Source organism: Mammaliicoccus sp. K-M42 (assembly GCF_022386375.1).
Lineage (GTDB): Bacteria > Bacillota > Bacilli > Staphylococcales > Staphylococcaceae > Mammaliicoccus > Mammaliicoccus fleurettii.
In genome coordinates this window covers 74,419-94,097 of the sequence record NZ_JAJNIS010000003.1, presented here as the reverse complement: position 1 = coordinate 94,097, position 19,679 = coordinate 74,419, and the positions used below count along the sequence as shown (strand labels likewise).

The 19,679-nt window shown below is 29.6% G+C and carries 20 protein-coding genes and 1 pseudogene; 17 read left to right on the top strand and 4 right to left on the bottom strand.

All coding sequences use genetic code 11. The annotated features are described in order from the left end of the window. Positions 1-25 precede the first annotated feature (25 nt). Positions 26-868, top strand: coding sequence for a dipeptide ABC transporter glycylmethionine-binding lipoprotein (gene gmpC / locus LQ668_RS03215; RefSeq protein ID WP_078357026.1), 843 nt, complete (start codon positions 26-28; stop codon positions 866-868). Positions 869-912: 44 nt separating this feature from the next. Here the strand turns inward: gmpC and LQ668_RS03210 are convergent, their stop codons facing one another. The 3 genes from LQ668_RS03210 to LQ668_RS03200 form a co-directional block, all read right to left on the bottom strand. After that, positions 913-2,202, bottom strand: coding sequence for a cation:dicarboxylate symporter family transporter (locus LQ668_RS03210; RefSeq protein WP_078357095.1), 1,290 nt, complete (start codon positions 2,200-2,202; stop codon positions 913-915). Positions 2,203-2,441: 239 nt separating this feature from the next. Continuing rightward, a complete protein-coding gene (locus tag LQ668_RS03205; protein ID WP_218703074.1) occupies positions 2,442-2,840 on the bottom strand; it encodes a DUF4870 domain-containing protein in 399 nt (132 codons plus the stop codon). A gap of 495 nt (positions 2,841-3,335) precedes the next feature. Beyond that, positions 3,336-3,893, bottom strand: coding sequence for a CHAP domain-containing protein (locus LQ668_RS03200; RefSeq protein ID WP_239775901.1), 558 nt, complete (start codon positions 3,891-3,893; stop codon positions 3,336-3,338). 376 nt (positions 3,894-4,269) lie between these two features. Between LQ668_RS03200 and nhaC the strand changes: the two genes are divergently transcribed. Continuing rightward, positions 4,270-5,664 carry a Na+/H+ antiporter NhaC gene (gene nhaC / locus LQ668_RS03195; protein ID WP_078357023.1) on the top strand — a complete coding sequence of 465 codons (1,395 nt, stop codon included), beginning with the start codon at positions 4,270-4,272 and terminating at the stop codon, positions 5,662-5,664. A 42-nt stretch (positions 5,665-5,706) separates the two neighbouring features. Here nhaC and LQ668_RS03190 read toward each other — a convergent pair whose 3' ends face one another. Then, positions 5,707-6,501: a CHAP domain-containing protein gene (locus LQ668_RS03190; RefSeq protein ID WP_107509915.1), complete on the bottom strand. Its 795-nt coding sequence runs from the start codon at positions 6,499-6,501 to the stop codon at positions 5,707-5,709. Between the two features lie 489 nt (positions 6,502-6,990). Between LQ668_RS03190 and LQ668_RS03185 the strand changes: the two genes are divergently transcribed. The 15 genes and pseudogenes from LQ668_RS03185 to LQ668_RS03120 all read left to right on the top strand — a co-directional run bounded on the left by LQ668_RS03185 (position 6,991) and on the right by LQ668_RS03120 (position 19,677). Next, positions 6,991-9,009 carry a helix-turn-helix domain-containing protein gene (locus tag LQ668_RS03185; RefSeq protein WP_239775900.1) on the top strand — a complete coding sequence of 673 codons (2,019 nt, stop codon included), beginning with the start codon at positions 6,991-6,993 and terminating at the stop codon, positions 9,007-9,009. A gap of 12 nt (positions 9,010-9,021) precedes the next feature. Further along, entirely contained in the window at positions 9,022-9,186 is a 165-nt protein-coding gene (locus tag LQ668_RS03180; protein WP_218703069.1) for a hypothetical protein, read from the top strand. A 21-nt stretch (positions 9,187-9,207) separates the two neighbouring features. Continuing rightward, positions 9,208-9,321, top strand: a pseudogene (locus LQ668_RS12460) (transcriptional regulator, SarA/Rot family); the annotation flags it as partial. A gap of 33 nt (positions 9,322-9,354) precedes the next feature. Beyond that, positions 9,355-9,768 (top strand): transcriptional regulator, SarA/Rot family, encoded by a 414-nt coding sequence (locus LQ668_RS03175; RefSeq protein WP_218703068.1) that lies wholly within the window; start codon positions 9,355-9,357, stop codon positions 9,766-9,768. Between the two features lie 33 nt (positions 9,769-9,801). Next, on the top strand, positions 9,802-10,350 hold the full coding sequence (locus tag LQ668_RS03170) for a tubby C-terminal domain-like protein (protein ID WP_078357018.1): 549 nt from the start codon (positions 9,802-9,804) through the stop codon (positions 10,348-10,350). Positions 10,351-10,375: 25 nt separating this feature from the next. Beyond that, positions 10,376-10,741: a hypothetical protein gene (locus LQ668_RS03165; RefSeq protein WP_107510004.1), complete on the top strand. Its 366-nt coding sequence runs from the start codon at positions 10,376-10,378 to the stop codon at positions 10,739-10,741. A gap of 129 nt (positions 10,742-10,870) precedes the next feature. Continuing rightward, the gene (locus LQ668_RS03160; RefSeq protein ID WP_218703067.1) at positions 10,871-11,923 is read left to right on the top strand and encodes an LLM class flavin-dependent oxidoreductase; all 1,053 of its coding nucleotides are present in this window, start codon (positions 10,871-10,873) and stop codon (positions 11,921-11,923) included. Then, complete coding sequence (locus LQ668_RS03155) at positions 11,923-12,276, top strand: hypothetical protein (RefSeq protein WP_088368994.1); 354 nt, start codon at positions 11,923-11,925, stop codon at positions 12,274-12,276. Before LQ668_RS03160 ends, LQ668_RS03155 begins: the two co-directional genes overlap by 1 nt. Before the next feature lie 340 nt (positions 12,277-12,616). Then, positions 12,617-12,973: a transcriptional regulator, SarA/Rot family gene (locus LQ668_RS03150; protein ID WP_239775899.1), complete on the top strand. Its 357-nt coding sequence runs from the start codon at positions 12,617-12,619 to the stop codon at positions 12,971-12,973. A gap of 82 nt (positions 12,974-13,055) precedes the next feature. After that, positions 13,056-13,664 (top strand): C39 family peptidase, encoded by a 609-nt coding sequence (locus LQ668_RS03145; protein WP_078357013.1) that lies wholly within the window; start codon positions 13,056-13,058, stop codon positions 13,662-13,664. Positions 13,665-13,744: 80 nt separating this feature from the next. Next, positions 13,745-15,244 carry a DUF6583 family protein gene (locus LQ668_RS03140; RefSeq protein WP_078357012.1) on the top strand — a complete coding sequence of 500 codons (1,500 nt, stop codon included), beginning with the start codon at positions 13,745-13,747 and terminating at the stop codon, positions 15,242-15,244. A 19-nt stretch (positions 15,245-15,263) separates the two neighbouring features. Beyond that, positions 15,264-16,430 (top strand): ABC transporter permease, encoded by a 1,167-nt coding sequence (locus tag LQ668_RS03135; RefSeq protein ID WP_218702848.1) that lies wholly within the window; start codon positions 15,264-15,266, stop codon positions 16,428-16,430. After that, the gene (locus LQ668_RS03130; protein WP_218702849.1) at positions 16,427-17,347 is read left to right on the top strand and encodes an ABC transporter permease; all 921 of its coding nucleotides are present in this window, start codon (positions 16,427-16,429) and stop codon (positions 17,345-17,347) included. Before LQ668_RS03135 ends, LQ668_RS03130 begins: the two co-directional genes overlap by 4 nt. Positions 17,348-17,358: 11 nt before the next feature. Beyond that, positions 17,359-18,027: an ABC transporter ATP-binding protein gene (locus LQ668_RS03125; protein ID WP_107510008.1), complete on the top strand. Its 669-nt coding sequence runs from the start codon at positions 17,359-17,361 to the stop codon at positions 18,025-18,027. A gap of 258 nt (positions 18,028-18,285) precedes the next feature. Beyond that, positions 18,286-19,677: an L-cystine transporter gene (locus LQ668_RS03120; RefSeq protein ID WP_078357008.1), complete on the top strand. Its 1,392-nt coding sequence runs from the start codon at positions 18,286-18,288 to the stop codon at positions 19,675-19,677. Positions 19,678-19,679 lie beyond the last annotated feature (2 nt).

Below are 19,679 nucleotides of genomic sequence, written 5' to 3'. Positions count from 1 at the left end.
TCATAAATTTAAAGGAGTGCTTTGAATGAAAAAGGTTTTAACATTGATAGTGGCATTAGTATTGATATTGGCAGCTTGTGGAGACAAAAAAGACGATAAAAAAGTAACAATTGGCATTGCCTCAAATGATACAGCAGTGTGGGATAAAGTGAAGGAACTTGCTAAAGAAGATGGAATAGATATAGAAATCAAACAATTCTCCGATTACAATGTTCCAAATAAAGCTTTATCTGATGGAGATATTGATTTAAACTCATTCCAGCACTTTGCCTTTTTAGATCAATTTGAAAAAGCAAATAAAGGAACGGATATTACACCGATTAGAACCACAGTCTTTGCGCCATTAGGGATTTATTCTAAAGAAATTAAAGACATCAAGAAGTTGAAGAACGGAGCTAAAGTCGTTATTCCAAATGACGTATCAAACCAAGCTAGAGCTTTAAAGCTACTCGAAAAAGCAGGGTACATTAAACTTGATAAGAATTTTGGTTTAGATGGAGGTCCTAAAGATATTGTTGAAAATAAAAAGAACTTAGATATTAAAGCTGTAGATGCTCAACAAACAGCAAGAGCAATAGACGAAGTAGATATATCTATCATTAATAATGGTGTTGCTTCAAAAGCAGGGCTAGATCCTAAGAAAGATCCAATATACTTAGAAGATCCTGATGCAAATGCAGCTAAACCATACATTAACTTTATTGCAGCAAATACGAAAGATAAAGACAACAAAACTTACAAAAAAATAGCGGACTTATATCATTCTGAAGAAGCTAAAGTTGCTTTAAAAGAAGATACTAAGGATGGAGAAATTATTGTAGATTTAAAACAAGATGAAATTAAAAAAATTCAAGATTCATTAAAATAAAACAAAATAAAAAAGATTCGGCTCCCCTTAGCCGAATCTTTTTTTTAAGCTTTTTTAAATGTTTTAAGATATTCTTGTCCTTTTTTAGCGTCATATTTATTTTCCCATTTAGAGATAACGACTGTTGAAAGTGCATTGCCGACAACATTAACACATGTTCTCATCATATCTAATAATCTGTCTATACCTATAATTAATGCTAAACCTTCAGGATTAAGGCCCATAGATCCTAAAGTTGTGATTAAAACAACTATTGAAGTACCAGGAACTGCTGCCATCCCTTTAGAAGTAATCATTAAAGTAAACATTAATATCAATTGTTCTACAAGTGTTAAATGCACACCATACATCTGTGCAACAAACAATGCTGCTATTGATTGGTATAATGCAGAACCATCTAAATTAAACGTGTATCCAGTTGGTACAACAAATGATACAACATCTTTTGGTGCACCGAACTTTTCCATTTTTTCCATAACAGATGGAAGTACTGTCTCTGAACTTGAAGTAGAGAATGCTAATAATAAATCATCTTTTAATATACGAATAATAGAGAATATATTAATTCCACAAATTTTTGCTACTATTCCTAATACGACAATAATAAAGAAAGCCATAGCTCCAACTACAACTGCCATTAATTTTATAAGTGGAATTAACGCAGATAAACCGAATGTCATGATAGTTACACAAATAAAAGCAAAGACACCATAAGGCGCTAATCTTAAAATTCTATGTATCATCCAGAACACTGCTTCTAAAGTACCACTTAAAACATCTTTGACAGGTTGACCTTTTTCTCCTATAGCTGCTATTGCTAATCCAAAGAATACAGCAAAGAAAATAATAGGAAGTAATTCTCCTGCAGTTAACGCTTCGAATATATTTGTAGGGATAATTCCAACAATAGTATCAATCATATGATTCCCATAAGTAGATTTCTCTGCTGCATCAGCAGTTTGTTCATATTTAGAAATATCACCTTTAGGAAGTTTGTTTGCGTCTATTCCTAAACCAGGTTTAAACAGGTTTCCAAACAGGATACCTAATCCAATTGCGATAGTAGTGATAATTTCGAAATACAAAATCGTCTTCCAACCATATCTACCAACTGTATGCATGTCACCAACATTAGATATTGATAATGCCAGTGAACAGAATACGATAGGTATCACAATCATTTTAATAAGGTTTAAAAATATATCACCAACAGGTTGTATAAATTTAATTAATTGATCTTGTCCATTTAAAAAATAACCTACAACAACACCTAATATTAAAGCAATTAATATTTGTGTAGGTAAGCTTATATATCTTCTTCTTGGTTTTTTCAATTTTTGATCCAAAAAAACTCCTCCTTTAAAGCACTGTAGTTAAAATGCAAAAAAAATTATGCCTTCCTTCTATGGAAGTGCACAAAGAACGTTTGAAAAGGGGATTTACAAATTTAGTACTCTCTTTTGAGTATAAGAGTATACGTAATTTTATCATCATTAGTTATTATAGTAATTAATCAGTTTTTCTCTAAAAAAGAAAAAGAACACTTTTGTGGGTAAAAGTGTTCTTAAAAATATTACTTTATGATTCTAATTGAAAACGGTGGTAAATAAGTTTCACCGTTATAAGACTTCATAGCACCTATAATCGTAAATACGAATAGTAAAACAGTTAAAATAGGTATTAAAATAAAGCCAATTAAAATTAAGCATAATAATCCAGCAACAATACTCCAAATAGTATATGAAATAAAGAAGTTTAAGAAATCTTTACCAACTCTATCGACAAAAGGTGAACCATCTCTTTTAATTAACCATATGATAAGTGGTCCAAATAGAGATGTAAAGAAACTTGTAAGATATATCAACATACCGAATAATCTATCATCATCAGTAGTATTTGTATTTTGATGCAATTGAGCATTATCGTCATTTAAAGTTGACTGTTGAAATGGATTTTGTTCATTATTATTCATAACTTTTCCCTCCTTGATTAATTTAAGTATACAATTTTCAAAGCAAATAGCCAATTATAAAAAATGGTGGTAAGAGTGGTGCTTAGGTACAAAATTCCGAGAAATGTCCGTAAGAAGTACTATCTAAGGAGCACAATTCAGAATTTTGCCAGTAAGAAGAGTCTAAGGAGCATAATTCAGAATTCTGCCAGTAAGAAGAGTCTAAGGAGCATAATTCAGAATTCTGCCAGTAAGAAGAGTCTAAGGAGCATAATTCAGAATTCTGCCAGTAAGAACAATCTAAGAAGCACAATTCGGAATTCTGCCAGTAAGAACAATCTAAGGAGCATAATTCAGAATTCTGCCAGTAAGCGCAGTCTAAGAAGCATAATCCAGAATTCTGCCACTAACCATAACCGAAATCTACATTATAAAAACGCACATAAAAAAACTCTCCCTATCCTAAATTATATCTAAAGGATTGGTAGAGTTTATAATATTATAATTCATTATTTTTTAGTGAATGTAGTTGTAAGATCCAGCTTCTGATGCTGAGATTGTACGAGATGATACTACGCCTTCACCTTGGTAGTTCATTTCTGAAACTTCGATACTACCGTCTGAGTTTACATTTTCAACGTAAGCTACGTGACCGAATGCTCCAGCTGATGATTGTAAGATTGAACCTTCTTTAGGTGTATTGTTTACTGTATGGCCGTCAGCTGCTGCATTTGAAGCCCATTGGTTAGCGTTACCCCAAGTTGCACTGATTGGGTCTCCGTCAGCTTGTTTTTTGTCAAATACATAATAAGTACATTGTCCAGCTGTGTATAAGTTAGCTGATGAACCTGATGTTTGAGTTGCAGTTTGAGTTACTGATGAAGAAAATGACTGACTCATGTTTGAAGTGTTGTAATTTTGGCTATAGTTATTAGTATAGTTAGAACTAAAGTTTTGAGTTTGTTGAGAAGCTTGAGTGTTATTATAAGTATCTGCTGAAGCTTCTTCTCCACTTCCTATAACTGTTGTTGCTAATCCCGTAGTTAGTACTGCTAATGTTGTTAATTTTTTCATTTTAAATATTCCTCCGTGAATTTCGTATATGTTTTAATTTATAATTTGAGTTTTAGTTATGTCGTTTTCCGACGACAAATATTACTTTAACAGATGAATTTAGCTTTGTGTTGATTTTCATACAGTTGTTACTTAATCATAATGCTATTCAATCTTTTAGTAATATTCTTGAGAAATTATGACAACTAGTAATATGGGGTTAGCATTATCATTATAGGGTTTTGGTTAAATTGTGAGAAAACGACTGTCATTTTCTTGTAATATTATATTTACGTTATTAATAATTTGATGATGAGTAGTTAGCATAAATTGCAACTGCTTTTTTACTATATAAAATGAAGTTTTTGTCTATTTTTATAAGTAGAGGAGGAATTATATGAAGAGACTACCTACTTTGTTTGAAGCGATTTCCAGTATTGTAGTAATGGGACTAGTAGTATTGGTTGGTTTTGGTATATTGCATTATCCAATTCAACCATTATTAATTATTGCAGCGGTATACGCGAGTTTTATAGCATTTAGAGTAGGTTTATCATGGGAAGATTTACAAGATGGCATTACAAAAAGACTCGCTACAGCTATGCCAGCTATATACATAATTTTTTCAGTAGGTATTTTAATAGGGACATGGATGTTTTCCGGCACTGTTCCAGCATTAATTTATTATGGATTAGAATTGATTAATCCGACATATTTTTTAGTAACAGCATTTATTATTACAGCAGTTACATCTGTAGCAACAGGAACTGCATGGGGATCGGTTGGAACTGCAGGGATTGCTTTAATTGCAATTGCTAGTGAAATGAATATTCCAACAGGTATGGTTGCAGGTGTTGTAATAGCTGGTGGTGTTTTTGGAGATAAAATGTCACCACTTTCTGATACAACTAATTTAGCAGCCTTAGTAACTAAAGTTAATATATTTAAACATATTCAACATATGATGTGGACAACAATACCTGCATCAATAATTGGATTAATTGTATGGTTTATTGCAGGATTGCAATTTAGCTCTGAAAATATTGAAAATAAACGTATGAATATTTTATTAAATAATATAGGTGAGGCTTTTAATTTAAATTTTTGGGTATGGTTACCAGTAATCGTTATTGTTGCCGGTATTAGTATTGGAAAACCAACAGTACCAATGATGTTGTTATCAAGTTTAGTAGCCATGTTTGTAGGTGTTATAAACAATGGATTTGAAATAGTTGATGCGTTTAATGTGACAATGAACGGATTCGATATAGGTATGACGAGTTTATCAAGTAATGAAGTATCGAATTCAATGCTAGATCTCGTTAAACGTGGTGGCATTATGAGTATGACTGAAATAGTTGTTACTATTTTTTGTGGTTATGCATTTGCAGGGATAGTTGAAGCTTCTGGTAGTTTGAAGGTTATATTAACAACTATATCTAGCAAAGTTTCAAAAGATTCACATCTTATATTAGTGACAATAGCTGGAAGTTTAATACTTGTATTTGCTGCCGGTGTTGCATCAGTTGTGATTATTATGATTGGTGTATTATTGATGGATATGTACAATGAGAGAAAGTTGGATCGTGTAAATCTATCTCGAACATTAGAAGATTGTGGAACGATGGTATTACCATTTATTCCGTGGGGGACATCAGGTATTTATTACCGTGATTTATTACATGTTTCGTTAGGAGATTTCTTCTGGTGGGCAGTGCCATGCTATTTATGTGTATTCTTCGCAGCATTTTATGGTATCACAGGTATAGGTATTAAAAAAATAAAAGCATAAAAAAAGAGCAATCATATGATTGCTCTTTTTTATATATTATTCTTAGTGAATGTAGTTGTAAGAACCAGCTGCTGAAGCTGAGATAGTACGACTTGAAACAACACCAACACCTTGGTAGTTCATTTCAGAAACTTGGATAGAACCGTCAGAGTTTACTTTATCAACGTAAGCTACGTGACCATATCCACCAGCTGTAGATTGTAAAACTGAACCTGAAGCTGGTTTGTTGTTTACAGTGTAACCTGATTGAGCTGCTGCGCTAGCCCAGTTATTTGCGTTACCCCAAGTGCTACCTAAGTCAGGACGTTTGCTGAATGCATAATAAGTACATTGACCTGAAGTGTATAAGTTAGCTCCTCCGCCAGTTGATGGGCGTGAAGTTGATGTAGATGTAGTGCTAACGTTTGAACTTGAGTTTGATGTAGTAGTTGCATTGTTACTTGATGATGGTGCTTGTGTAGTAGTAACATGTACGTTATTTTGGTTTGAAGAAGAATTATTTGAATCTCCTAAACCACCACCATTTGGTGCAGCATTGAATGCTGGTTGTGAATAATTTGTATTTGAAGCTGCTTCGTTATTTGAAGAAGCTGTATTGTTTGATGATGTAGTGTTAGCTACTTGTTGTTGAGCTTGGTTACCATATTGAGATGAAGGATTCCAGTTACCTTCCCAAGTGTAATGGTAGTTACCTTGTTGGTCGATTGTATAATTGTAAGAATAAGAATAAGGATCGTTTGGGTTATATCCTTGGTTGTTTTCTGCTGCGTCTGCGTCATGTGCCATAAATGTTGCGATTCCCGCTGTTGCGATTGCTGCTGTTGCTAATTTTTTCATAATTTGTAAATCCTCCTAGATAATTTAAAAATATTTTTTTCGTATATGTTTTATGTTTTTTTCTAATAAGTTTTTTTCTCTGCTGTTTATCAACAAAATCTACTTTATCAGAAATGAATTACTTTGTGTTGAATGTTAAAGCTTTGTAATTTAATTTAAATATCTAATGATTTCATGTAATAATTCCGAACATTTCGCAATGATTAAGAAATGCTGTAGCAACGGTGTTTCTAGGTGTAAAATCGAAGAAAGTCTATTTCTTTGTTACACGTTTGTAATATTTAAGACATAATAAAATATTTGACTTTGCTAATTAATAATATTATTTATATTTGATTTATATAAAAGTTATAGCTTTTAAGGAAATAAAATAAGTACAAAATTTCATAATAAAAAGTCAAGAATAAAGTATTTTTAATATTATTTGTTGAATTATAATTATCCTTACTTATAAATAAAGATGTTTCAAGTTGAATAGAGGTGTTTAAAATGCTGATTGATTGTAATTTGAAATTTTATCAAACCTTAAATGTTCAATCAGAATTTAATATAGGTTTACTAATACTATATATAATAGAAGGAAGTAGTAATATTTCTATAAATGGTAAAACTAAAAAATATAAATCGAAAGACTTCATTATTATAAATGACTTAGATCATTACCGTATTTTATCGGCTAAGAAAAATGTCATTGCAAGTTTGTGTTTATCAAGAGTAGAACTTGATTATTTCTTTCAATTTAATAAAAGGTACTACATTAACAAAGATAAACTTGATTCGAGTATGCTCAGATTCTATATGAATAAGTTGATTGTAAATTACTTAAATAATAAACGTAAAAAAGAAAAGAGAAATAAAGTATTTGAACATCTTAACCAGTTAGTTATGACACTACGTTTATATAGAGAGTTAGATGAAACAGTTGAATATAGCATGACTAATGACATAAATAAAGCTATAGATTATATGTATCATAATTATAAAAATAAGTTGTATATTGGGGAAGTAGCGACAAAATCATTATTATCTGTAAGGTGGTTTTCTGACAGGCTTGTAGAAGTAACGAGTATGCGTTATTGGGATTTAATAAGTGCTATTCGTTTATCTTACAGTACATTTGATTTAATGTATTCTAAAAAATTAATATCTGAAATAGCGAATGATAATGGATTTACAAATGAATCAGGATTTATTGGCCATTTTAAAAATAAATATGGAATTACCCCAGGGAAATTTAGAAAACAACTTGAAAATGATCAATACTATCCATTTCATAATAAAAACACGACACTATTTCAAAATTTTGAGCAGTTAAATGAACAGATCAAATATTTAACAGATAGTGATATTGACTATGTCAATATGGATATAAATTTTAAAAATAAACTAAGTTCAAAAATTACAACTCCAAACTTACTAATTTATATTAGAAATATAGAATCACTTACTAATAATTTTCAACAATCAAAGTTGTTATCTATGAGAAGGGAAATTGGTTTATATGGATTGTTATTTTCAAATCAGCTATTTTATGAGCTATTTCAGTCGAATTTTGAAAATAATAAACTTGTACATCAAATGTTTTCTTTTTCATTAGAACACCAATTTGATATTTCATTCGAGGTAAACTTAACAAGAAACGAAAATTTAGAAGAAATTATAATGTTTTTTAAGAGATTATTAAATTATTTAACAGATTGCACATATTTTTATGGACAACGCAGTTTTCAATTCTATATCGATGCATCGTATCACCAATATAATCGTATTTCTAAAATCATAAAAGAATACTTAAAAGAATCTAATGTGATATTGATACTTAACAAACAAAACAACTATTTAGCAAAGCGAATGTCTCATAAAATGGGTGACAAAAACCAAATAGCATGTAAAGTACATCATGAAATAGACTCCGACAAAGATATAACATCTATATTGAAAAATAATCCCTCGTTAAATATCTTCTATCAACCTAAAATCCCTAATCGAATTGAGTCACTAATATCAATATTTAAATGGAGTATCGAATTTAATCAAAATATTTCAATGATTATTGATGATACATGGATAGATAGTATGATTCCTTCACAAAGCAGCCATCTCATGATTAAAGAATTACAATTAAATAAGGAAAGTCAGTATCAACTATTTGAATTGATACTAACTTTAAAACGTTTGCGAGGAGATATTGTTTACTTCAATGGTTTGATACTGATGACACATTATCTTAATGAATATCAAATTATTATTTTCCCAAATATGAAAGTTTTTAATAGATTGCATCAAAGGCTAAATATCAATGGTTTTAAGTTAGGTGAAATTGAATATAGACATCATGACATCTTTATCAAAAATAATCGAATTTTAATTAATCAAAATAGCGAAAGTGAAGGTAACAATAAGGATACCGAAGTAAGTTTTAAAAAAGAAACTGGGAAGTTAATTGTTCAGTTTTATACTTCTCCAGATGTTATTAAGCATATTTATATAAAACAAAAAATAAACTAAGGTGGTATTACAATGGAAAAACAAATTAAAAATTTACTAAACTTACATTATTTAAATATTCAAGCGAAGAAAATTTTAAAAAAAGAATATGCATTAAATATTTACCATTTAAAAGTTTTGAAATATATAGATGATAACAAAAAGAAAACTGAGTTTAACTCATCAGAAATCAAGTAAGTACTTGCTATTAATCAAACAATGTTAACTCATGTTCTTTCATATCTACATAACTTGGACTATTTTAAAAAAGAGAGATCAAAGATCGATGAGAGAAAAGTCCTTATAATAGTAGAAACTCGTCACAAAAACAAAATTAATCAATTAATTCACCATATAGAAATGAGTATGCATAATGATTTAAGGACAATCGATTTTAACATTACAGAAAATAATTTGTTAGATTATATTTTGAGATTAAATGCGTGTATGGCATTAATGCATAATACCATTAGTAATAAATACAAAATAAATATAGATCACTTTATGATTTTGTTATTTATTCAACAAAGAAATCAACGAACATGTACATTAAAAGATATAAAAAATAAATTTGGATGGGACTTAGTTAAAATTAACAAATCTATAAAGACACTTGTTCAATTAAAATATGTCAGTAAAAAAAGAAATGAAAAAGATGAAAGGGTTGTATTAGTGGATATTTATAAAAATGTTGAATTAGAAGTAAACAAAATTATTGAGGAAGTGCTAGCAGAGTATATCAATAATTATGGTGAACAAAATTTAGCTATGGTAAAATGAAGTTATTAAATAAGTGTAATTTTGGAGGCTATTATGACTCATTTTCATTTTAAGGAAAATTTTTGGGGAGCATCAACAAAGCCAATTGAAATTTACGACGAACAAAATAATCCAGCTTTTGTTTTGAGTTTGTACTATACATCTAGTAGACAAGAAACATTTGCATTACTAGGACGAAAAAAGCATAATTTCAAAATCGAATTTGACGGTGGATCGTATAAAGTTTTGCAAGAGCGATCATTAGAAGGTAAGTTTAAGACGCCTTTTAAAAACGTATGGGAAGTTTTTAAAAATGATACTAAGATAGGTACGTTTGAAACGCGATTTGGATTTAAGCCAAAAATCATTTTTAATGGAACAAAAAATGATTCTTTAATATTTGAGTCTGGATTTATCTCTCGCTCAGTTAAAGTTACGGATCAAGATGGTAAAGATGTTATGGAAACAAAGTCTGAAAGGTTTAAAGTGGCTTCTAATCATGGTATTAATGTTATAAGTAACCAATACCATCCTGCAATGTTGATTATGTTGTTCCAAGTATTCTTTGAATATCAAGAATATCAAAGAAGTAAATCAAATTAAATTTCTGTGATAGGGGATATTGGCGATGTTTAAATTTTTTAAAAAAGAACATCATTTAAAAAATATTAATAAAAATGAACCTATTAATATAGATGGTATGACCATTGTAGATGCATATTATATTCAAGATAGCCAAGTAGAAGCATATAAAAGAGATAGAGAACGATATAGTGATGCATTAATTTATATTTTGGGTCAGTTCTTTTCAGATGTAGATAGAATGTTTGAAGGTACAGATGATGGTGAAGCCATAGTTGCTTTTAATAATGATGAACCAGTTAAATATATTTATTTAAATCCTGAAACAATTGATCAGATTAGAATATATGAACAAGAAATGCCATTAAAATCTGCAATCATGAGGTTTTGTGAATTAGAAAATGATATTTAATATGTAGCAGTGATAAAAGCTAAAGACAATAGCTTTTACCACTGCTACTTTTTTAGAATTTAAATGTTGACATTTTTTATTTTAGTACTATAATTATACCTAGTATAATAATTATATCGAGGTGAGAATATGAAATTCGAATTAGGATTATCCTCTTTTGCTGAAATATCACCTATTGATGGTGTGAAAGAACCATTTTCTGCACATGAAAGAATAAATCAAGTAGTTGAAGAAATTAAACTAGCAGATAAAGTTGGTCTTGATATATATGGGTTAGGCGAGCACCATAGAGAAGATTATGCGGTCTCTGATCCAGTTACTGTACTAGCTGCAGCAGCAAGTCAGACAAGTAATATTAGATTATCTTCGGCAGTAACCGTATTATCTTCTGATGATCCTGTAAGAGTATATCAAAGATTTGCTACATTAGATGCTATAAGTAATGGTAGAGCAGAAATAATGGCTGGTAGAGGATCGTTCATAGAATCGTTTCCGTTATTTGGTTACGACTTAAAAGATTACGATTTACTTTATAAAGAAAAACTGGACTTATTACTAGAAATCAATGAAAATGAAACAGTGAACTGGCAAGGTCAAACTAGAGCTGCAATTGATAATTTACAAGTGTTTCCTAGAGCTGTACAAGATAAATTACCAATTTGGTTAGCTACAGGTGGCAATCCAGAATCATCGATGAGAGCAGGAAAATTGGGATTGCCAATTACTTATGCTATTATTGGGGGTGCGCCAAGTCGCTTTAAGCGTAATGTAGCAATGTATAAAGCTGTAGCAGAGTCTAATGGCTTTGATACATCACAATTACCTATCGCGACTCACTCATGGGGTTATGTTTCCGATACTGATGAATTAGCTAAAGAAGAATATTATCCATCTAGTTCATATGTTATTAATCAATTAGGTAAAGAACGTGGATGGCCACCTTATTCAATGGAGAAATTCGAACAAGAAATTGTCCACGGTGCATTGTTTGTAGGTAGTCCTGAAACAGTTGCAGCAAAAATTATTAAACTGCATGAAGATCTTGGTGTTAATCGATTTATGTTACATTTACCAGTAGGTTCAATGTCACATGAAAAAGTATTAAAGTCTATTCAACTATTAGGAGAAAAGGTAAAACCGATAGTAGATGAATATATGAAAAATAAGGAGGAAATTAAGTAATGTTAAGATATTTATTAAATGTATATGTAGGTAAACAAATTTTTGATGCAAGTAAACCAAAAGTAAAAGATGATGACGGTATGGCTCAACAATTTGAAGAAGGATTTGGTCTTTCAAGAAACTCAATGAAAATAGCAGGTGGACTTGAATTAGTAGGATCAATTTTCTTATTCTTAAGTACATGCAGCAAATCATTATCTAGATTAGGTTCAGTTATTGTAGGTTCAGTTATGGGCGTAGCTGCATACAAACATTATGAAGCTGGTCATGGCTTTAAAGGTGCTAAACATGCATTAACACTATTAGGTTTATCAGCATTAAGTTTTGTTGATACACTTGGTAAGAAAAAATAATAGCAATATAAAAAGAGCGTACATTTAGATCTTAAATGTACGCTCTTTTTATATTTGGAAAGTAATAAACTTTTAAAATATAATAAAAACCAATATTGAACATAGGTAATCATTTTAAAGATTGAACGCTTTAACCTTTGATACTAAAGCATTTATTCTAAAAATATGAATGTTGAAAAGTCAATTATTGAAAATTTATTGAATATTTTTATAACTCATTATAAAATAATAAATATTATTAATTCATTGTGTTGAAAAGGAAAAATATGCTATAGACTCTAAAGATTGCACAATATACCAATTCAACAACTAGCTATTTTAACTTGAGGAGTTGCTTGCAATGGAAACAGTATCAGTATCAATCAGAAATATTGTTGAGTTAGTACTTATTAGTAAAAAGGCGAAAGACCACCTTTCTAAAATTAAGAGTGAGTTTGTATTGTCTTTTGAAGAAATATATATACTTGTGTATATATATAAAGGAGAGAAAGATTGTTATAATGTAAAAGACATTATTAAACAATCTAAATTCAAGCCTTATTATATTTCAAAAGCAGTACAAAATTTAAAAGAAAAAGGTCTTATCTCTAAAAAAAGAAATGATAAAAATGAGCGAACAGTAGCCATCCAAGTATCAAAAATACAACATAAAAAGATAAAGAATTTATTGATGGAAATCGAAGCCGAAATATTATAAATTTATTGTGTAAAGTGCATCATTATGGTGCACTTTAATTTTATTTATACTATATAGTTATTTATAAATAAGGAGTCCTGTTATGAAAGTACTATTAAATGTAAAACCTAAAAGTCAGTTGTTTCCTATTCCGATGATGATGGGATGTGAAGGTACTTCTTGTTCAATGTTGTTAAATTACTATAATAAAAAGGTTGATGCGACGACCATTATGAGAGATTGGCCAACTCATCCTTATGATCCAAAGAAAGGATATGTAGGGAATCATTTTTTTATTAAGTTTGGTCACCATCAAACGATATTTCCTAATGTATTAGCCTCATTTTTAAATAGATATGATACTGATATAGTAGATGGCACTGGAACAGAACTTAAAGATTTAGAGAAAATAATTAAAAGTGGTAACCCTGTTGTTATTTATCATACAACTTTAGGACAGACTCCGATAAATAAAACATTCAAGTTAGGAAATAAAGAAAAAGAGTTTGTGACGAATATACATGTTACATTGTTAATAGGCTTTGACGATAATCATTATTACTATATAGATCCATTATGGAAAAGTATCAAAAATAAAATGGTCGTTCCAGCATTGTGGCCATCAAAATTACAAATTATCAAAATAAATAAAAATAAAATGATTGAAAGTTATAATAAACCAGGAAAAATGTGTATTTTCAAAAAAATATAAATATTTAAAAATTATTATGCCATATAGTTGTAATATTTGTTATGATATTATTATAAATATAAAAAAAAAGAGGTGTTTATATGTCTACTAAAATAAAGTTACTCATAGTAGGAATTGTAGTAGCATTTATTGCAATAGTGGGAATTGGTGGAGCAGCAACATATTACTTTTTAACAAATACGCCGAAGAATACATACTTATTAAGTGAACAAGAATCTGCAAAATCATGGAAAGAATATTTCAATGATAGATTTGAAAATGAAGCTGAATTTCAAGAAAAAATGCAAGATGAGTCATATGAAACTTCATTAAAATTTGGAGCGGAACTACCTGAATCGTTAATTTCACAGTTAGGTGTTCCAAAATCAGTAGTTGATTCTACTAATTTAGTGTTAAATGTAGGGCATGATCCTAAAAAAGAAAATTCAAAATTAGGTATTGAACCAACAATTGCAGATAATAAAATTGGAAACTTCCAATGGAGTGCTGATAAAAATAATCAATATGTAGAATCACCATTATTTAACGATGTTTACAAAGTGAAAAATAATGAAATTAAAAAAGGTGTTGAAAAAGCATCAGGTCAACCTTTAGAAACTACTGAAGGACAAAAGATCACAAATGATTCTTTAAATTTAAATACAATCTTATCTGGTTCACAAATATCTCAAGATGATATTGATAAAATATCTAAACGTTATAGCGATTTGTTCGTTGATCAGTTAGATGATGATAACTTTAAAAAAGATAAAGAAAAAGTTAAAATTTTCGATGATGAAAAAGAATTGAAAAAATTAACAATGAAATTAAGTTCTAAAGATACTAAAAAAATCACTGTAGCAATGCTTGAAGAAGCTAAAAAAGATGAAGACATCAAAAATATTGCTGAAAAACAAGGTAACATCAAAGATTACGACAAAGAAATTAATGATTTACTAAAAGACGCTAAGGATGAAAAGGAATCAAAATATCCTAAAGTCAATTCTATTATTTATGTAGATGGTAAAGAAATATTAAAACGTGATTTAACAATTACAAATCAAGATAATAAAAAAGTTAATATCAAAGGTACAAACGTTATTGATGATGGTGTTCAAGTAGATTACAAAATTTCAATGCCAGGAGAAGATGGTGGACTTTCATTAAAAGGTAAATCAACTGATGGTGATGAAATTAAAGATAAATATGATTTAGTAATTGAAGAAAATTCATACAGTAAGACAACTGCAAAATTAGATAACACATCTAAAGTAGATGGAGATAAACGTACTGACAAAGGTAAATTAACGTTCAGTGATGCAACTAGTCAACCGTTTGATCTTAACTACGACCATAATTTGACAACTGACACTAAAAATAATCAGCAAAAGCAAAAATTAAATGTCGATTTCGATGTTAATGGAGAGAATATCAAGTTAATTATGGATGGTAATACTGAACTGAAAAAAGACATTAAATTCAAAAAAGATGGCGCAATTGATTTTAATAGTTTATCAGATTCAGAAGTTGAGGATTTAACAAAAGAAATGCAAGATAAAACTGAAAAAATTGGTGAAGATCTTGCTAAAGAACTTCAATAGTTAAGAGAGGAGTGGTAATATGTCGACAATCAAATTGTTCAACATATACCACTCTTTTTTAATTAAAAAGTGGTATTTAATTGTCTATATTTTATTGTTATTTATAGCTGTGTTAGCGATTATGATTGGTGTTAACCAGATGAATCAAAAAGATGACAACTTTACAATTGGAATAGTTGATAAAGATCAGTCTAAAGAAACAAAATTGATTTTAAATGCTATTGGAGATGGTCAGTCATTAGGTAATGATCTTTCAATAAAGCATTTTAATGAGAAAAGAGCACATAATTTATTAGAAAAAAAGAAAATTGATGGGTATTTTATATTTAAGGACGGAATGACAAAAGCTTTTTATCAAAATGGAGAGTTACCAATTGTAGTTAATACTTTTGATACACAATCAGTGGAAAGTATTATCATATTACAGCTAACAGATTCTGTTTACAGTCGGTTAATGTTATCTATGGGTGGGGCAATGTCTTATGCTTCACTTTATCCAAATGCTACAGAGAATGAATTATTAACAATGATGACGGATATGTTATTTACAGGGCTAAATAGAAGTGGTTCTTTTGATGAAGAACCGGTAAAAGTATTTGATACATTAAGTTATTATACGATTTCAATTTATTTTGTATCTATATTTTTATTCTTCTTTTCTATTTTTAGTATTTTAAAAATGAATCAAAAGGATGCATTGAAAGAAAGATTAAGCATGTTCCATTTCTCGTATGAAAAGCTCACAATCGTAAGAGGTATATTTAGTTTAGGTTATACAATTTTATGGAGTGTAGTGGGTTTATGGATAATAATTAAATTCCTTAAACCGGAGTTTGAAATGTATAATTTAAATGCACTTATTATGAGCTTGTCATATTATTTATTCTTTTTAACTTGTTCATTTATCTTTATAGATATTGCTTTTAGAAATGCAATCAACTATATATTGAAGATAGGATTAACGTTAGTAATTTTGCTTTTTTCAGGTGCGATCATTCCTATTATTTATTTAAAAGGTTTAAGTGGGGGTTTGATTGAAAGTTTACCTTTTACAATTGTGTATAATCAATTGCTTGAGCTATTTTTAAATAATTACATTATTGATCTGCACCCAATGTTTTATTGGAATATTTTAATTATGATAGGCTTACTGACAACCTCGATATATTGGAGGTATCGCCAATGAAACCAATGTTCAATCTAGTTGTTTTGAAACAATGGAAACAATATGTGGTATTACTGTTAATATTGGTTCTGACAATTTCTGTAGTTTTAATGGCTCAAACAACATCAAACAAATTATTCAAAATGCCTATTGCTGTTCAAGATATGGATCAATCTGCATCTTCCAAAGAGTTGATTCATAATTTAGAACAAACAAAGTATTTAGAAGTGATCCATATTTCGAAAGATGAAGCATATATTGAAGATTTTATTGAAAAGAAAGAAGCAATTGTAAGTTTACAAATTCCAAAAGATTTCAATGATAGATTAAAAGAAAATCGATTAAAAGATGCCTTATTGCTATATTATAAAGATGATTTTATTGGTGAAATTGCTTTAGAAGTTACTAGTAAATCTTTGTATAAACAACAGATACCCGTTATTATTCAAGATCACTTAAAAAAAGCTGACCATAAAGTAAGCATGGATAAAATTAAACAAGAATATAAAAAAGATACACCTCACTCGAAAATGGAGCACCATGCTGTTAAAAAGAATGCGGATGTTTCTATTAGTGCTGGCGCAATAATTGCACTTTTATTAATAGTGAGTTGTAGCCAAGTGGTATTGCATCAACGTCTTAAGCAAAATGCAGCATTAGACAGATTAATGATGTTTAATGGCACAAAATTAAAGCTATATACTTTTTATGTCATGACACATGTTATTTTGTTATTTTTAATCATTTTGTCTGTAAGTTTAATACTGTCATGGTCACTTAGTATTTTATTTTATGTAACAACACTATGTATCCTTATAGCATATGAGTTTGGCTTAAGTATATTGTTATTTAAAATTAATACACTTAGCCACAAGTTATTTATGGCTATTATGTGGTCAATTGCGATTAGTTGTCTGTATTTATATATCCAAATATAGGAGGTGTCTTGATGATTACAATAGAAAATTTATCAAAAAGCTATAAGGATAAACAAATCTTTCAAAATTTTAATACGACTTTTAAAGACAAGACACTAACTGTATTACTCGGTGAAAATGGTGCTGGTAAATCAACACTTTTAAGAATCGTAACTGCTCTAGAAAAAGCAAATGGTGGTACAGTTAAGTACTTTGGAGAACGATTAAGTAATAGAGAAATTAAAGAAAAAATTGGATATATTCCTCAAGACATAGCTTTGTTTGAGCATCTGACTGTAAATGAAAATATTGAATTTTTTAAAGCGCTTAGTAAACAATCAATTTCTTCTAATCTTATAGAAGACTATTGTGAAAAACTTAATTTATTTGAAAGAAAAGCTAAAATTTCTGCACTATCTGGTGGGACGAAAAGGAAGGTCAATTTATTAATTGGATTATTAAGTAATCCTAGTATATTAATTTTAGATGAACCAACAGTAGGGATAGATTTAAAATCTAGGTATGACATTCACCAATTATTAAATAGTTTAAAAGAATCGAGACTTATTATTTTGACTACGCATCATTTGGATGAAGTTGAAAGTTTAGCAGATGAAATTAAACTAATAGGAAAAGATTCTTTTTATCGAAATATTTTATCTGAAAAAGGATGGGAATTTGAAGATAGTTTGCATAATTGAATATGATATACTCACGTTCTGAAAAGTACTCCTAAGCCGTAATTCATAATTACGAATTGGGAGTATTTTATTTTTTGTATTTTAAAATTGTATGCTTAAATTTGATTTATTATTTCAGTTCAGATTTAAGGATAAGAAATCGTGAGTCTTTAATGAATTATCTAAAAATTTAGAAATATAAAAACGTATTGCAAATAAAATTTTTAACGTGTATTCTTATTTAATGTATCGGAATTAAAAGGATTGGGAGGTCAAGTAATGGAAACGTTTTGGATTGTTATAAATATTATTGTTTTCTTACTATTTATAGGTTTATTAGGTTATTTAACAAAGAAACATGTGAAGTTCTCTAAACGTGTACTTATCGGTTTAGGAATCGGTATTGTATTTGGTTTAGCATTACACTTGATATATGGTGTGGATTCTAAAATTACTGAAACAACAGCGTCTTGGTTTGATATTGTTGGTACTGGTTACGTGAAACTATTACAAATGATTGTAATGCCACTTATATTTATTTCAATAGTATCTGCGTTTACAAAGATAACGATTGGACAAAATTTTGCTAAAGTTGGAGCTTGGATATTTACTTTCTTAATAGGAACAGTAGCTATTGCTGCTTTAGTAGGTATTATATACGCAATGCTATTCAATTTGGATGCTTCACAAATTGATTTAGGCGATGTAGAAAATAGTCGTGGACAAGAAATCGAACAAACGTCTAAAGATATGGAAGCAAATAATTTACCAAGCCAAATTATAGAATTATTACCAGCAAATCCATTTTTAGATTTCACTGGAGCTAGAGGCACTTCAACGATAGCTGTAGTGATATTCGCAGGATTTGTAGGATTTAGTTTCTTACGTGTAATGAGAAAAGAACCTGAAAAAGGTAGCTTGCTTAAAAGAGGGATTGATGCGATTTATGCATTAGTTATGGGTATTGTTACTTTTGTATTAAGATTAACGCCTTATGGTATTTTAGCGATTATGACTAAAACTGTAATGACAAGTAACTTTGAAGCAGTATGGACATTAGGTAAGTTCGTTCTTGCTTCTTATGCCGCATTAATTACAATGTATATTATTCATTTAATATTAGTGTCAGTTGTTGGGTTGAACCCTGTGACATACGTTAAAAAGACAAGTGAAGCATTGTTGTTTGCATTTACATCTAGATCAAGTGCAGGAACTTTACCAATAAATGTACAAACTCAAACGACTCGTTTAGGTGTTCCAGAAGGCGTAGCAAACTTTGCCGGCTCATTTGGTTTATCTATAGGGCAAAATGGATGTGCAGGTATTTATCCAGCTATGTTAGCAATGATGATTGCACCAAGTGTTGGTATAGATATAGATTTACCATTTATCCTATCAGTTATAGGTGTAGTTGTAATTAGTTCATTTGGTGTAGCCGGTGTAGGTGGTGGCGCGACATTTGCTGCTATACTTGTCCTATCTACATTGAATTTACCTATTGCATTAGCAGGTGTGTTAATATCTGTTGAACCACTTATAGATATGGGTAGAACAGCATTGAATGTCAATGATTCCATGTTAGCTGGTACAGCAACTGCTAAAATGACAGGTCAATTAGATGAAGATGTATATAATGATCAAGACTTTAATGAATTAGGGGAGTCTTATTAATA